Genomic DNA, 13,589 nt, shown 5'->3' on the forward strand with positions numbered 1-13,589 from the left:
GGTCCTCCACCCTGGACGGTGTACGACTCTGCATCGGCTGAACGGCCGTGGCGTTACGTGCACCGTTTGGCACAGCGCGTCGCCAGGGCTTGGCGAGTCCCCGAGTCGTGGTGCACACTTCCCCATGCCGCATCGGGGGGTCGGCACTGGGGAGAGGTCACTGGGGTCATGCTCGTGTCGTTGCGCGCCGTCATCGCGGTGGCGATGTTGGTCGGGTTCTACCTGCTCGCGTTGGCGCTGGTGGGCGGCTTGGTCGCGCTTGAGGTGTGGGCGCTGAGCGCATCGGTGCTGGCCGGCGTGAAGATCGGCCTGTTCGTGGTGCCCGCGATCTTCGCGGTGCTCGCCGCGCTGGTCACCGCCGAACGCCGGGTCGACGAGGAACTCGCCGGGGTCGCGGTGACCCCCGAGCAGCAGCCGCGGCTGTGGGAGCTGGTGCACCGGCTGGCCGACGAGGTGGGCACCCGCGCGCCCGACGAGATCCGGGTGATCGCGGCGGTGAACGCCGGTGTGTCCGAGTCGACCAGGTTGTTGGGGCTGCTGGTGTTGCGCCGCCGGATGTATATCGGCGCGCCGCTGCTGATGTGCCTCACCGAGAAGCAGCTCGCCGCCGTCCTGGCGCACGAGCTGGGCCACTACGGCAACCGCGACACCCGGTTGGCGGGCGTGGTGGTCACCGGCCGCGACGCGCTGGTCCGACTGGTCGACGGGATGAACCCGGAGCACCTGCTGCAGAAGTTGTTCGCCAAGCTGTTCTTGGTCTACACCAAGCTCTACGTCCGGCTCTCCAGCGCGATCTGCCGCCGCCAGGAGTTCGCCGCCGACGCCGTATCGGCCCGGATCGCGGGCTCGTCGGCGACCGCGAGCGCCCTGCGCGAGATGCGTGTCATCTCGGTCGCGTGGCAGCTGTTCGTCGACCGGCACTTGACTGTCGCCTGGTCAGCGGGCTACCTGCCGAAGACCATGTTCGACGGGTTCGCCCTGCTGCGCGCCGCTCCCGAACTGCACCCGGTGCTAGAGGACATCCGCCAAGAGGATGCCGATGAGGACCGTGGTCCCTACGACTCGCACCCGCCGACCGCGGCCCGGATCGCGGCCATCGAGGCGCTCGACGCGCAGCCGGCCCGGGAGTGGGACGACCGGCCCGCGGTCGAGCTGGTGGACAACCCGGTGCCGCTCATGGACCGGTCGCTGATGCTGACCCTGGTAGCAGACGCCGAACGCAAGAAACGCGTCGACTGGGTCACCCTCGGCCACATCGGCGTGCGCCACCAGATCTTCCTCGACACCAAGCGCTTGCTGAACGCGGCGGCGAACGTGCTCGACCGCGATCCGAGCCTGGGCGCCGTCCTCGACGCGCTCGACGCCGACCGGCTCGCCGACCTGGCCCCGAACGACCGCAAACCAGGCGACCCGGTCGCAGGTGCCCGCGCCCGCCGGGAGCTGGCACGGGAGATCGTCAGCCAGGAGCTGACCAGGTTGGTATTGCTGGCTTTCGTCGACGCGCGCCACGCACGTTGGCACCTCGACTGGCGCGGCCAGGCCCACCTCGACGCGAGCGGGTTCGACCTGACCGAGGTCCCCGACCTGGTCGAGGCCGCCGTCGCCGAGCGACCAGACACCACCGGTCTGCGGGAGCTGCTGGCTGGCGCGGGCATCGCGGCGGACTTCCGCCCGGCCAGGCAGTCCTAACTGGAGGGTTAAATGCTTTCTTTTCTCAATCCCAAGAACCTGGTAATCCTGCGCAGGGTGCGACAAGAGGCACGCAGGCTCGGCGTCGCGCCTGCCGCGTTGCCGTCGGATGTGGTGGCCGCGCTGATGCTGCCCCAGCTCGACATGGCCAAGTGGGGACTGGTGCCCAACAGCGAGGTCAGCGCCGAGCGGTACGTCGACCCGTCGCTCCAGGTTGTCGTCACCGCGGCCCGCGAGGGCAACTGGGAGCCTGCAGCCGGACGCCTCGAGGAGACCTGGGGTGACTGGGAAGCAAGGGTTCTGGTCGTGCGTGCGCTTGCCGAGGTAGCGGTGCAGGACGACACGTGGCTGCGCGCGTGGCAGGCGGCCCGGCCGGACGACCCGGGGCACGCGGTGGTGCAGGCCCAAACGCTGGTGATCGTCGCCTGGCAAGTTCGCGGAGCCCAGCGCGCGGTGAACACGACTGGTGAACAGTTCGCGGGCTTCCACCGGGTCTTGGTCGAAGCCCGGTCGGCGGCGCTCACGGCGGCGGCCGAAGCGCCAGAAGATCCGACACCGTGGTCCATCCACGTCAACCTGGCTCGCGGATTGTCCTACCACCACGAGGATTTCGCGGCGGTGTGGGACCAGCTCATCGCCCGCGACCCACTGCACCACGTCGGCCACCTGCACGCTCTGCAGTACTGGTGCGCGAAGTGGGCGGGCTCGCACGACCTGATGACCGACTTCGCCACCCGCGTCGCAGCCACGTCACCCCGGCTGGCAGTGCTGCCGTTGATCGCAGCTTTCGAACACGACGACGAACTGTGGAGCAGCCCATCCGTGCTCACCGCGCTCGACGTGGTGCAGGCGCGGCTGGCGAGCGAGGACAGCAACACCATCCTGACCCGCAACGAACGCGGCTGGGTCATCCACACCCTGTTGCCCAACAAGCGTTTCGACGAGGCGGTTGTCCAGTTCCGCGCGCTGGGACCACATGCCGATGGCGAACCCTGGTCCATGCACGAGAAGCCGCGCCTGTGGTTCCTCAAGTCCAGAGTGGACGCTTGCAAGGGCGCCCGTCAGCGGGTGTAGCGGTAGGAGATCGGCTCCAGCGCCGTTTCTGCCACCAGCCACGGGTGCGTCACCTCCAGCACCCCACCGGACGCCCGCGGTGGGCTCGCCGCGTGGTCGAGGTGGATCCGGCTGACCACGACCAACATGGTGTGCGGGTGCTCGGACCGGTTGAGGTCGACCTCGTTCTTGGTCAGGATCACCTGCTCGCCTGCCGAGGTGGTGCCCTTGACCTCGACGAACAAGCGCTCACCGGTCCGCCGCGCGTCGAGGTCGTAGGACTCGGTGGCGCCGACGTCGCGGATCGTGAAGCCCTGCCTGATCAAGTGGTCCGACGCCACCCGCACGGCGTGCGACTCGATGGCGGTGCGCTCGGCTTGGCTCAGCCGAGTCCGCTGGCCCGCCCGCCGCCGCCCCGCCAACGCGGGAGGTGCCCAAACGACGCGAGCCGCGCAGGTCTTGCCTATCCGATGGGTGGTGCCCTGCATCAGCGTCAGGAACACCGCTTCGTAGTGCGCGTCGAATTAGGTACACGTCGTTCAGCTAGCGGGTGGCGACCAGCTTGCCAAATGCACTCTGGCCAGGGGATCTCGCGCGTTGCGCTTCCAGGACCGCGCGCAGGGCCTCGTGCACCACGGGGTGATCATCACAGGTCCGGCGCACCCGTGGGCGCCCGGAGGCGCCCATCGGGGCGGTCGCTACTGGCCTTCGGTGCCGGAGTTCCAGTGGTTCGTCTGCGGCTCGTTCTCCTGCGCCGGTTCACCACTTTCGGTGAGCAGGGTGTGCAGGTCGCTGCTCAGCCTGCCCAGGCGGAGGCCCGCCGTGTCGTCCGGCTGGTCCTGGGCGGCGTAGAGGTCGGCGCAGTCCTCGAAGGTGGTGAGGGCCTTGTCCGGGTCGGTGTGGTCGATGGCGACCTGGAGTGCGGTCAGTGAGAGGGAAAGGGTGACGTCGTCGTACTTGTTCTCCTTGGACTTCTGCAGCACCTGGTCCAAGGCCACCTGGAATCTCGCGATCCGCTCGTCGGGCACCGCGCACCTCCGCTTTCCTCGTCGCTTCTTCGAATCCGGGAGGCCGATGCTATGGCCGGTGGCGCGGCAGGCACGCGCTTTGCCCTTGAAGTGACGTGGAACTGTCGTGTCCCCGGTGGCCGCCTGCGCGGTGCTGATCACGTGCCGCGGAGGTGTTCAATGTCGGGTTCGCCGTCTGTGAAAAGCGGCTTCACAGTTGCTCTTGTCTGTGAACGGGGACAGGTAGGAGAGTGATTTCCCAGCGGTCGGGTGTCCCCCTCGGCCGCCCGGGGATTGGCGTACTGGTAATGCGCGGATAGGGCAGTTCGCGCATTCCTCCCCTGCGTGCGCCGACCCCGGTCGAGAAAGGCATGGTTTATGTCAACCAACCTCAGGAAGAGCCTCATCGCGGGCGCTGTCGCCTGTGCGGTCGTCCCGGCCGCACTCGTGGTCGGCGGGTCCTCGGCCACCGCGGCGCAGCCCAAGTACCAGCCGGAGATGGTGTCGGTGCTGGCGCAGACGCTGGGTGTGGACGAGAAGGCGGCCGTGGCGCGGCTGGACCGGGAGTCCGACCAGCAGCAGAAGCTCACCGAGCTGACCCGCGCCGGTCTGCGCACCGACGGGTCCTTCGTCGACGCGAGCGGCACCCTCACCGTCAACACGACCGACGCGGGGTCCGCCGCCAAGGCGCGCTCGGCTGGTCTCGCGGTGCGCACCCCCGCCCGCGGCGAGGCCGCGCTCAACCGCGTCCAGGCGGAGCTCGACCAGGCCGCCACCCGGCAGGTCCCCGCGGGCATCGCGGCCTGGAGCGTCGACGTGGCCGCCGACGTGGTCAAGGTCGAGGTCGCCGACGAGTCCCGGCCGCAGGCCAAGGCGTTCCTCGCCGACGCCGCCCGGTACGGGTCCGCGGTCCAGGTCGTGCGCACCGGCCAGCGCCTGCAGGCCCAGGCCACGGTGTACCCGGGCAGCAAGATGACCATCAACGGCGGTAGCGGCTACTGCTCGGTCGGCTTCGGTGCCCGCAACTCCTCCGGCGCGCAGTACCTGGTCAGCGCCGGTCACTGCATCGCGGGCCTGCCGACCCTCTACTACAACAACTCGCCGTTCGCCAAGGGCACCAGCACCCGCTACAAGCTGGGCACCCAGAGCGTGGACATGGGCGTGGCCCAGGTGACCTCGGGCAACTCGATCGCGGGCCAGGTCGGCACCTGGGGCGCGCAGGGCAACATCGCGGTGCGCGGCGGGACGCGCGCGGCCGTCGGCTCGTCGATCTGCAAGTCCGGCGCCACGACCGGCTGGACCTGCGGCACCATCAAGGCCTACAACGTCACGGTCACCTACGTCGACCGCAACGGCGGCCCGGACACCGTGGTCCGCGGGCTGGGCAGCTCCACCGTCTGCACCATGGGCGGCGACAGCGGCGGCGCCTACATCTCCGGCAACCAGGCCCAGGGCATGACCTCGGGCGGCCCGACCAACCAGCAGTGCACCTTCAACGGCGGCAACCAGAGTGGGAAGTCCTCCTACTTCCAGCCGCTGAGCGACGCGCTCTCGTACTACGGCCTCACCCTGATCACGGGCTGATTCCGATCACGCACCGTCGCCGCCACCCCCACAGGGGTGGCGGCGATGAGTGTTATCGGGTGATACTTCGTCCTCGCTGTACCGAGAACCGCGACGAAGTGAGAGCCGTGACCGCTATCCCGCAGCGGTCGGGCCGGACCGCCGATTCCGGTCCCGACGAGGTGCTGCGCAAAGAGACCTTCGGCGACGCGCTGCGCACCGCGATCCACCGGCGCGACCTCACGCTGGACCGCATCCGCAGCAGGCTGTCCGCCCGCGGCGTGGACATCAGCCTGGCCACGCTGAGCTACTGGCAGCAGGGCCGCAGCAGACCGGAGCGGGCGAAGTCGCTGCGCGCCCTGCGCGAGCTGGAGTCCATCCTGGACCTGCCGTCGAACACCCTGTTCGACCTGCTGGACCCGCCGAAACCGCGGGGCAGGCTGTCCGACGCCGCCAGTGAGGCCACGGGCCGTCGCCTCTACGGCGACGACTCACCCATCCGGGGGATATTGGGTGGCACCTTCGAGAACTTCAACGACGGCATCCTGCCGATGACCCTTACCCAGTCCTGCACCGTCGACGCGGGCCGCTCGCTGCGGCTGATCACCACGACCCAGGTGCTGCGCGCGGTGCGCGACGACCAAGACCGCTTCCTGGTCGTGCACGGCGTGGACGAGGGCGATGTGATGCCCACGGACATCCGCGTGCGCGCGGGGCGGCTGGGCGATGTCCGGGTCGACACGACCAACGGGTTCCTCGCGGCGGAGATCCGCTTCGGCCGGACCCTTGCCAAGAACGAGACGGTGCTGGTCGACTACGACACCGTCCTCGGCGAGAGCCCGGTCCCGTCCCGGCTGCACGAGCACCGGTTCCGGACCCCCGTGCACGGCATGCTCCTGCGCGTGCGATTCGCCGCCGAGGCGCTGCCGATCCGTTGTTACGGCTATTACCGCGACAGAGTCCCCGCTGCGCAGAAACAACGGCGCCGACTCATCGTGGACGCCTCCCAAACCGTCCACACCTTTGTCCCGAAAAGCCTCGTCGGCGTTTACGGGATCTCCTGGCAGTGGAAGTAGCCGGTGTTCCTCAGCCGACGGGAACCGCTATTGCGGCGGCGCGATAGGTCAGCGCGGTGGCGTCGTTCTGCAGGGCGACGTCGACCGCGTCCAGGAACGCCGTGCGGTAGCCGGGGCGGATGAGGTCGGTGGCATCGATGGCCAGCCGCAGGCACCCGCCGCGGCGGGTGGTGCGGGCGGCGGCCAGGACCAGGGCGAAGCACCGCCACGTCTCGGCGCGTTCGTGGCTGCGCAGCGACTGCACGCGCGCCCGCAGGTGGGTGCCCGAACTGAGGTCGCGGATGGACATCAGGTCCGCGCACAGGCGGAAACCCTTGCGCTCCAACGCGATCACCGTGCCGCGCGAGGCCATCCAACGCGGTGGCGCGAAGCCGTCGATGGGCAGGCCCTCGCGTTCCATCGCGGCCATCGCCGCGGTCAGCCGCAGCCCGGCCTCGTGCGCGGGCAGCGTGGAGAACTCCGCCCGGCGCGCCAGCGACACCGTCCGGGCGCGTGGGACGAGGGTGTGGTCGAAGCCGTGCATCAGGACGTCGTCGCCGGCGGCGTGCCGGGTGCGCACCCATTCGGTCGCCGCACCCGCGAGCCGCGGGGCGACCAGAAGCGACATCGGCACCGCGCGCCTGCCCAGTTCCTCGGCGAGATCGGCGCAGCGGTGCAGGGTCCGGGAGTCGATCCCGGACAGCGAGACCACCAGTCGTGCCGTCACCCCACCAGCACAACCGGCACGGATGACTACCAGGTGTCGCGGGCGGTTACTCAGCCGATCCAGTCGGCGAACTTCCGGCCGGTGACCAGCTCGTACGCCTGCACATACCTCGATCTGGTGGCCTCGACCACCGCATCGGGCAGCGGGGGCGGCGGCGTGTTCGACGCGCGGTCCCAGCCCGACTCGTCCGAGGTCAGCCAGTCGCGCACGTACTGCTTGTCGAACGACGGCTGCGCCCGGCCCGGCGCGTAGGTCTCCAGCGGCCAGTACCGCGACGAGTCCGGCGTGAGCACCTCGTCGCCCAGGACGACCTCGCCGTCCAGCAGGCCGAACTCGAACTTGGTGTCGGCCAGGATGACGCCGCGCTCGGCGGCGTAGGCGGCCGCCCGCTCGTAGACCGCCAGGGTCAGGTCCCGGACGCGGGCCGCGTGCTCCGGCCCGATCTCCGCGACGACCGCGGCGAAGTCCACGTTCTCGTCGTGCGACCCGAGCGGCGCCTTGGTCGCGGGCGTGAAGATCGGCGACGGCAGCCGCGACCCCTCCACCAGCCTGGGCGGCAGCGAGATCCCGCACACCGCGCCGGTCCGGTTGTAGTCGAGCGTGCCGGAGCCCGCGAGGTACCCGCGCGCCACGGCCTCGACCTGCAGCATCGACAACCGGCGCACGACCAGCGCCCGCCCGCGCACCTCCGCCGGGATCCGGTCGTCGTCCCAGGCCACCAGGTGGTTGGGCACGAGGTCGCCGAGCAGCTCGAACCAGAAGACGCTCATCGCGGTGAGCACGCGGCCCTTGTCCGGGATCGGCGACTCCAGCACGAAGTCGTAGGCCGAGATCCGGTCGGAGGCGACCAGCAGCAGGTGCTCGTCATCGATCGCGTGCAGCTCGCGGACCTTGCCCGCGGCGATCTTCGGGTAATCAGCCAGCGTTGCCACGTTTGTGCACCCTACGGCCAGTCCTGGACACTGGCGCCGTGGGGTACGACTGGATCTCCTTCACCACCGACTACGGCCTCGCCGACGGCTTCCCGGCCGCCTGCGAAGGCGTGATCGCGCGCACCGCCCCGACTGTGCGGGTGCTGCACGTGACGCACGACGTACCGCGGCAGGACGTCCGGCGGGGCGCGGCGATCCTGGCGCAGACCGTGCCGTACCTGCCCGTGGCCGTCCACCTGGCGGTCGTCGATCCCGGGGTGGGCACGAGCCGTCGCCCGATCGCGCTGGTGACGTCGAGCGGGGTGCTGGTCGGGCCGGACAACGGGTTGCTGATCCCGGCGGCCGCCGCGCTGGGCGGGATCGTCGAGGCGCGCGAGCTGACGGTGTTCCATTTGGACCCGGTGTCGGCGACGTTCCACGGGCGCGACATCTTCGCGCCCACAGCGGCGCGGATCGCCCTCGGTGCTGATCTTGCTTCGGTTGGGCCGCTGGTCGATCCCTCGTCCCTGGTCCGGTTACCGGAGCCGGTGACGGTGTTCGAGCCTGGGCGGGTCACCACTGAGGCCGTCGGGATCGATACGTTCGGGAACATCCAACTGGCTGTGCGTGATCTCGGGGTGGAGGTGGGAACCCGGGTGCACGCGCAGGTCGGGGACCGGTCGTTGTTGGCGGTGGTGGGGCGGACGTTCGGGGACGCGCCTGCGGGTGCGGCTGTGGTGCTGGTGGATTCGGCGGGGCAGGTGGCGATCGCGGTGAACGGGGGGTCGGCTGCTCGGCTGTTGAAGGCTGAGCCTGGGGTGCGGGCTGTGCTGCTCTTGGCTCGTCGCTGATCTTTGTTTTTCTGGGTTCTCCTGCCCTGGGGCTCCTGCATCCCATACGCAGCCCGTGTTTTGGCTGCGTATGGGATGCAGGGGCGGGTGTGGTCGGCAGGGGGTGTTGTGGGCTGCCGGGTGCGGTTGGTGTGGGTGGTGGTGGGTACTGGGCAAAGTGGACTGGAGGGCGGAAAGCGTCAGGCGCCCGGCTGGGGCCGGGCGCCTGAACTGTGTTGCTGTGACCGCGGGGTGTCGTGGTGCTCTTAGAAGGTGATCTTCCAGGAGTTGATGTAACCGGTGTCGTAGGTGGCGGTGTCCTTCGCGGACAGCTTCCAGGCGCCGTTGGCGGCTTCTGCTGAGCCGTCCACTGTGTACTGGGTGACGAAGTTCGCCGTGCCGTCGCCGGGGTTGGCGCGGACCAGGGTGTAGGTGCTGCCGTCCGGTGCGATCAGGGTCAGTTCCAGGTCGCCGCGGTAGGGGTGGACGATGTTGACGTCTACCTTCAGCGCGGCGGGGGCGTTGCCGGTCTGGTTGGCGATGGTGATCGTCGAGGTGGCGGCTGCGCCGTTGTCGGCGATCTGGACGTCGTCGGTGTTCTCCCACGGGCCGCCGGTGGGCGGCGGGGTGGTGCCCTGCACGGCCTGCAGCGCGTCGACGCGACCCTCACCGTAGAAGGTGTTCTTGGCGGTGGTGCCCTTGCAGCGGCTGTCGTTGCAGGCCAGGTCGTCGGCTTGCTCGGCGATCTTCGCCTTGAGGTCGGCCGGGGTGGCGCTCGGGTTCACGCTCTTGAGCAGTGCCGCGACGCCCACCACGTGCGGGGTGGCCATCGAGGTGCCCGACATCTGGCCGTATCCACCACCTGGCAGGGTCGAGTACACGTTGTCGCCGGGGGCGGCCACGTTGACCTTGTTCGCGAAGTTCGAGAACGAGGACTTGGTGTTGCTGCTGGTGATCGAGGCCACCGTCAGCGAGGAGTCCAGCTCGCCCGGGACGATCTTGCAGGCCGAGGTGACCGGGCGGCTGGTGGGCGTGGAGTCGTCCGGGCTGAGCGTGTCGTTGGACTTGTTGTCCAGGTCGGTGTTCTCGTTGCCCGCCGCGACGACGTTGAGGACGCCCTTGCCGGTGGCGTAGTCGGCGGCGCGCTTGACCGCCTCGATGATCGCGGCCTGGTCGACGTTGTCCGGGCAGTTGGCCCACCACGGGTCGGTCCAGTAGCTGTTGTTGGTGACCGCGAAGCCGTTGTCACCGGCGTACATGAAGCCGCAGACCACGTTCTCCGGGAAGAACAGCTGGGAGGTCGGCTCGGCCACCCGGATCGAGGCGATCTTGACGCCGGGGGCGACGCCGACCATGCCCTTGCCGTTCTTGGCCGCGGCGATGGTGCCCGCCACGTGCGTGCCGTGGTCGGCGACCGGGCGCCACGCGCCAGCGCGCGTGTCGGCCTTGCCGTAGGCGCAGGAGACCGACTTCGAGGCGTCGAAGTTGGGCTTGAGGTCGTAGTGCTGGTCGTCCACGCCGGTGTCGATGACGCCGACGAGCACGCTCGACGAGCCGGTGTTGATGTCCCACGCCTTGTCGGCGCCGATCTGGGTCATGTCCGGGCGCGAGGTCTCCGCCGCCGTCGGGGTGGTCTCCGACGGCAGGGTCGGGATCGCCGGGTTCGACGAGGCGGCGGGCACGTCGGAGGTGCGCGAGGCGCCGACCTGCTGCACGCCGGACACCGAGCGCATCTTCGAGGCGAAGTCCGCGGCGGTCGAGTGCGCCACGATCACGCCGATGGCGTCGTAGGAGGCGTACACGACGCCGCCGTTGCTCGACACCGCGGACTTGGCGCCGCTGGTGTTGTTGGGCGCGGTGATGACCAGGTAGGCGCGCAGGCCCGCGGCGGCCGCGGCCGACCGGTGGGTCCCGGGGTTGCCGGGCCCGGCGGCGGCGACGCCGGCCATGGGCATGATCAGGCCGACGCTGAGGGCGGCGATGAACGCCGTCCGCCTCAGCCCGGCGCGGGAACGCAGGAACACGGTGTCCTCCGAGCGGTCAAGGGGGCAGGGAAGCCCCTCTCGGAGGCAATGATGACCACAAACACCGCATTCTCGAATAGCTGGTGAAAAAAGGGGTCGGATGGCCCAGTTAAACCGCAAAAAATCGAAGGCCGCTCCCGGTGGGGAGCGGCCTTCGAAGAATTACAGGAAAGCGGTCCAAATGTCTAGAACGTCAGTTTCCAGGAATTGATGTACCCGGTGTCGGACCGGTAGGTGTCCTGGACCTTGAGGTTCCAGGTGCCGTTGGCGACCTCGGTCGAGGCGTTCACCGTGTAGGTGGCGACCACGTTGTCGGCCGAGTCGCTGGTGGAGGACGCCTTGAGCCGGTAGGTCGAGCCGTCCGGGGCGACCAGGTCGATCACCAGGTCGCCGCGGAAGGTGTGCACGATGTTGACGTCCACCTTCAGCGTGGCGGGCGCGTTGCCCGAGACGCCCGAGACGGTGACCGGGCTCTGCACGGCCGCGCCCGCGTCCGGGATGCTCACGTCGTTGGTGTTCTCGAAGACCTTGCCGGTCGGGGGCGTGCCGCCGCCGACGGCCTCCTTGGCGTCGACCCGGCCCTCGCCGAAGAAGTTGTTCTTCGCCGTGGTGCCCGCGCAGCGGCTGTCCGAGCAGGCCAGGTCGTCGGCCTGGGTGGCCAGCCGGGCGCGCAGCTCGGCCGGGGTGAGCGCCGGGTTCACGCTGGCCAGCAGCGCGGCCACGCCCGCGACGTGCGGGGAGGCCATCGAGGTGCCGGACAGGTTGCCGTACTTGCCACCGGGCAGCGTCGAGTAGACGTTGTCGCCGGGGGCGGCCAGGTGGACCTTGTCGGTGCCGAAGTTGGAGAACGACGACTTGGCGTTCGACGAGTTGATCGACGACACGGTCAGCACGCTGGGCAGCTCGGTCGGCACGCTCAGGCACGCGTTGGTGATCGTGCGGGTGGTCGGCGTCGAGTCGTTGGGGCTGGTCGTGTCGTTGGACTTGCTCGCCAGGTTGTAGTTCTCGTTGCCCGCGGCGGCGACGTTGAGCACGCCCTTGCCCTCGGCGTAGCCCGCAGCGCGCTTCACGCCCTCCAGGATCGCGGCCTGGTCGGCGTTGTTCGGGCAGTTGAACAGCCACGGGTCGGAGTAGTAGCTGTTGTTGGTGACCTTGAAGCCCTGGTCACCGGCGAAGACGAACGCGCAGATGGTGTTCTCGGCGAAGAACAGCCCGCTCGGGTCCTCGGCGATGCGCACCGAGGCCAGCTTGACCCCGGGGGCCACGCCGACCACGCCCTTGCCGTTCTTGGCCGCGGCGATGGTGCCCGCGACGTGCGTGCCGTGGTCGCCCTGCGGCCGCCACGAGCCCGCCCGGGTGTCGAGCTTGCCGTAGGCGCAGGAGGCCGACTTGGTGGCGTCGAAGTTCGGCTTGATGTCGTAGTGCTGGTCGTCCACACCGGTGTCGAGCACACCGACGGTCACCGACGGCGAGCCGGTGGTGACCTGCCAGGCCTGGTCGGCGCCGATCTGGGTCATGTCGACCCGGTTCGTCTCGGCTGCCGTGGGCGTGGTCTGCGCGGGCGCGGCCGGGATCGGCGGGTTGCTCGCCTGGCTGGGCACGTCAGTGGTGCGGGTCGCGCCGACCTGCTGCACACCGGAGACCGCGCGCATCTTGGTGGCGAAGTCGGCGGCGCTGGAGTGCGCGACGATCACGCCGATCGCGTCGTAGGAGGAGAAGACGGTGCCGCCGTTGGTGGCGACCGCGGTCTTCGCCCCGGACGTGGTGTTCGGCGCGGTGATGACCAGGTAGGCGCGCAGGCCCGCCGCGGCGGCGGTCGGCGCGACCGGCTTGGGCGGGATGCCGGGCGCGGCCTGGGCGGTGCCCGCCAGGCCGACCGCGACGCAGGCCCCGACGACGGCGACGGTGGCCGCCCGCCGGAACCGGGAGTGGGTACGCAGGAACACGGTGTCCTCCGACTGCTCGGTGGGGCTTTTCCCCGGCCGGCGGCCGGGGCGCAGGTCGCCCCAAACACCAGTCAAGACGGAAGAACTACGTGAACGGGACGCCCGAACGTAGGATCTTTGCGAAGTTCGTCAGCCGAGATCAATCGGTTCACCCTTTGTGGGTACCTCGACCCGAGCCCCTTCCGGGGCCAAATCGCTGAACCGCCGGTAGGCCATCCCGATCCCGGCCTGGCTCAGCGTCAGCTCGTGGATCGGCAGCGCCACCCGCGGCGCCACCGCGCGCAGGAAGTCGACCGCCTCGCCGAGCTTGAGCCAAGGCGCGCCGGTCGGCAGGCCCAGGGTGTCGATCTCCTGCTCGGGCACGAACAGTGAGTCGCCCGGGTGGTAGAAGGCGCCGTGGTCGACGACGTAGCCCACGTTGGGCGGCATCTCGATGTCCCGGTGGATGACCGCGTGCTCGCCGCCGACGACGTTGACCACCGCCCCGCCGAGCTCGACCGCGTCACCCGGGCGGACGGTGCGCGCGGCCAACCCGACCTTCGCGACGTCCGCCGCCGAACCCGGGTCGACGATCAGCTCGGCGTGCTGGTTGGCGGCCATCAGCGCGGGCAGCCGCTCGGCGTCGAGGTGGTCGTAGTGCTGGTGGGTGACCAGCACGGCGTCGAGGTCGCGCAGGTCCTCGAAGCCCTCCGACCAGACACCGGGATCGATGAGCAGCCGCGCGGTGGCGGTCTCCAGCAGGACGCACGAGTGGCCGAGATGTGTCACCTTCACGTCAGCGAGG

Annotated in this window: 12 protein-coding genes; 5 read left to right on the forward strand and 7 right to left on the reverse strand. The window is 69.8% G+C overall.

Translation table 11 applies throughout. From position 1 onward, the window contains the following. Nucleotides 1-168: 168 nt before the first annotated feature. Together QSK30_RS06240 and QSK30_RS06245 are read left to right on the forward strand one after the other, a co-directional pair. The gene (locus tag QSK30_RS06240; RefSeq protein ID WP_285500290.1) at nt 169-1,689 is read left to right on the forward strand and encodes a M48 family metallopeptidase; all 1,521 of its coding nucleotides are present in this window, start codon (nt 169-171) and stop codon (nt 1,687-1,689) included. A 57-nt stretch (nt 1,690-1,746) separates the two neighbouring features. Next, entirely contained in the window at nt 1,747-2,763 is a 1,017-nt protein-coding gene (locus QSK30_RS06245) for a DUF4034 domain-containing protein (protein ID WP_285500291.1), read from the forward strand. On the opposite strand, the gene QSK30_RS06250 is transcribed toward QSK30_RS06245, so the two are convergent. Both QSK30_RS06250 and QSK30_RS06255 read right to left on the reverse strand, forming a co-directional pair. Continuing rightward, a complete protein-coding gene (locus QSK30_RS06250) occupies nt 2,751-3,245 on the reverse strand; it encodes a protein NO VEIN domain-containing protein (protein ID WP_285500293.1) in 495 nt (164 codons plus the stop codon). The genes QSK30_RS06245 and QSK30_RS06250 overlap by 13 nt on opposite strands. A gap of 195 nt (nt 3,246-3,440) precedes the next feature. Continuing rightward, a complete protein-coding gene (locus QSK30_RS06255; protein ID WP_285500295.1) occupies nt 3,441-3,770 on the reverse strand; it encodes a hypothetical protein in 330 nt (109 codons plus the stop codon). Between the two features lie 357 nt (nt 3,771-4,127). Between QSK30_RS06255 and QSK30_RS06260 the strand changes: the two genes are divergently transcribed. Continuing rightward, nucleotides 4,128-5,333, forward strand: a complete 1,206-nt coding sequence (locus QSK30_RS06260) for a S1 family peptidase (protein ID WP_285500297.1) — start codon at nt 4,128-4,130, stop codon at nt 5,331-5,333. 107 nt (nt 5,334-5,440) lie between these two features. Continuing rightward, complete coding sequence (locus tag QSK30_RS06265; RefSeq protein ID WP_285500299.1) at nt 5,441-6,388, forward strand: helix-turn-helix domain-containing protein; 948 nt, start codon at nt 5,441-5,443, stop codon at nt 6,386-6,388. Between the two features lie 10 nt (nt 6,389-6,398). On the opposite strand, the gene QSK30_RS06270 is transcribed toward QSK30_RS06265, so the two are convergent. Both QSK30_RS06270 and QSK30_RS06275 read right to left on the reverse strand, forming a co-directional pair. Then, nucleotides 6,399-7,094: a DUF2334 domain-containing protein gene (locus QSK30_RS06270; RefSeq protein WP_285500300.1), complete on the reverse strand. Its 696-nt coding sequence runs from the start codon at nt 7,092-7,094 to the stop codon at nt 6,399-6,401. Nucleotides 7,095-7,144: 50 nt separating this feature from the next. After that, nucleotides 7,145-8,026, reverse strand: a complete 882-nt coding sequence (locus tag QSK30_RS06275; RefSeq protein ID WP_285500302.1) for a phosphoribosylaminoimidazolesuccinocarboxamide synthase — start codon at nt 8,024-8,026, stop codon at nt 7,145-7,147. Between the two features lie 38 nt (nt 8,027-8,064). Between QSK30_RS06275 and QSK30_RS06280 the strand changes: the two genes are divergently transcribed. Continuing rightward, nucleotides 8,065-8,856 (forward strand): SAM hydrolase/SAM-dependent halogenase family protein, encoded by a 792-nt coding sequence (locus tag QSK30_RS06280; protein WP_285500303.1) that lies wholly within the window; start codon nt 8,065-8,067, stop codon nt 8,854-8,856. 245 nt (nt 8,857-9,101) lie between these two features. Here QSK30_RS06280 and QSK30_RS06285 read toward each other — a convergent pair whose 3' ends face one another. The 3 genes from QSK30_RS06285 to QSK30_RS06295 all read right to left on the reverse strand — a co-directional run bounded on the left by QSK30_RS06285 (nt 9,102) and on the right by QSK30_RS06295 (nt 13,579). Continuing rightward, a complete protein-coding gene (locus QSK30_RS06285) occupies nt 9,102-10,859 on the reverse strand; it encodes a S8 family peptidase (RefSeq protein WP_285500304.1) in 1,758 nt (585 codons plus the stop codon). Nucleotides 10,860-11,044: 185 nt separating this feature from the next. Further along, nucleotides 11,045-12,805 (reverse strand): S8 family peptidase, encoded by a 1,761-nt coding sequence (locus QSK30_RS06290; protein ID WP_285500306.1) that lies wholly within the window; start codon nt 12,803-12,805, stop codon nt 11,045-11,047. Nucleotides 12,806-12,934: 129 nt separating this feature from the next. Next, nucleotides 12,935-13,579, reverse strand: coding sequence for an MBL fold metallo-hydrolase (locus QSK30_RS06295; RefSeq protein ID WP_285500308.1), 645 nt, complete (start codon nt 13,577-13,579; stop codon nt 12,935-12,937). Between the last annotated feature and the right edge of the window lie 10 nt (nt 13,580-13,589).

The sequence above is a fragment of the Actinokineospora sp. NBRC 105648 genome, assembly GCF_030269645.1.
Lineage (GTDB): Bacteria > Actinomycetota > Actinomycetes > Mycobacteriales > Pseudonocardiaceae > Actinokineospora.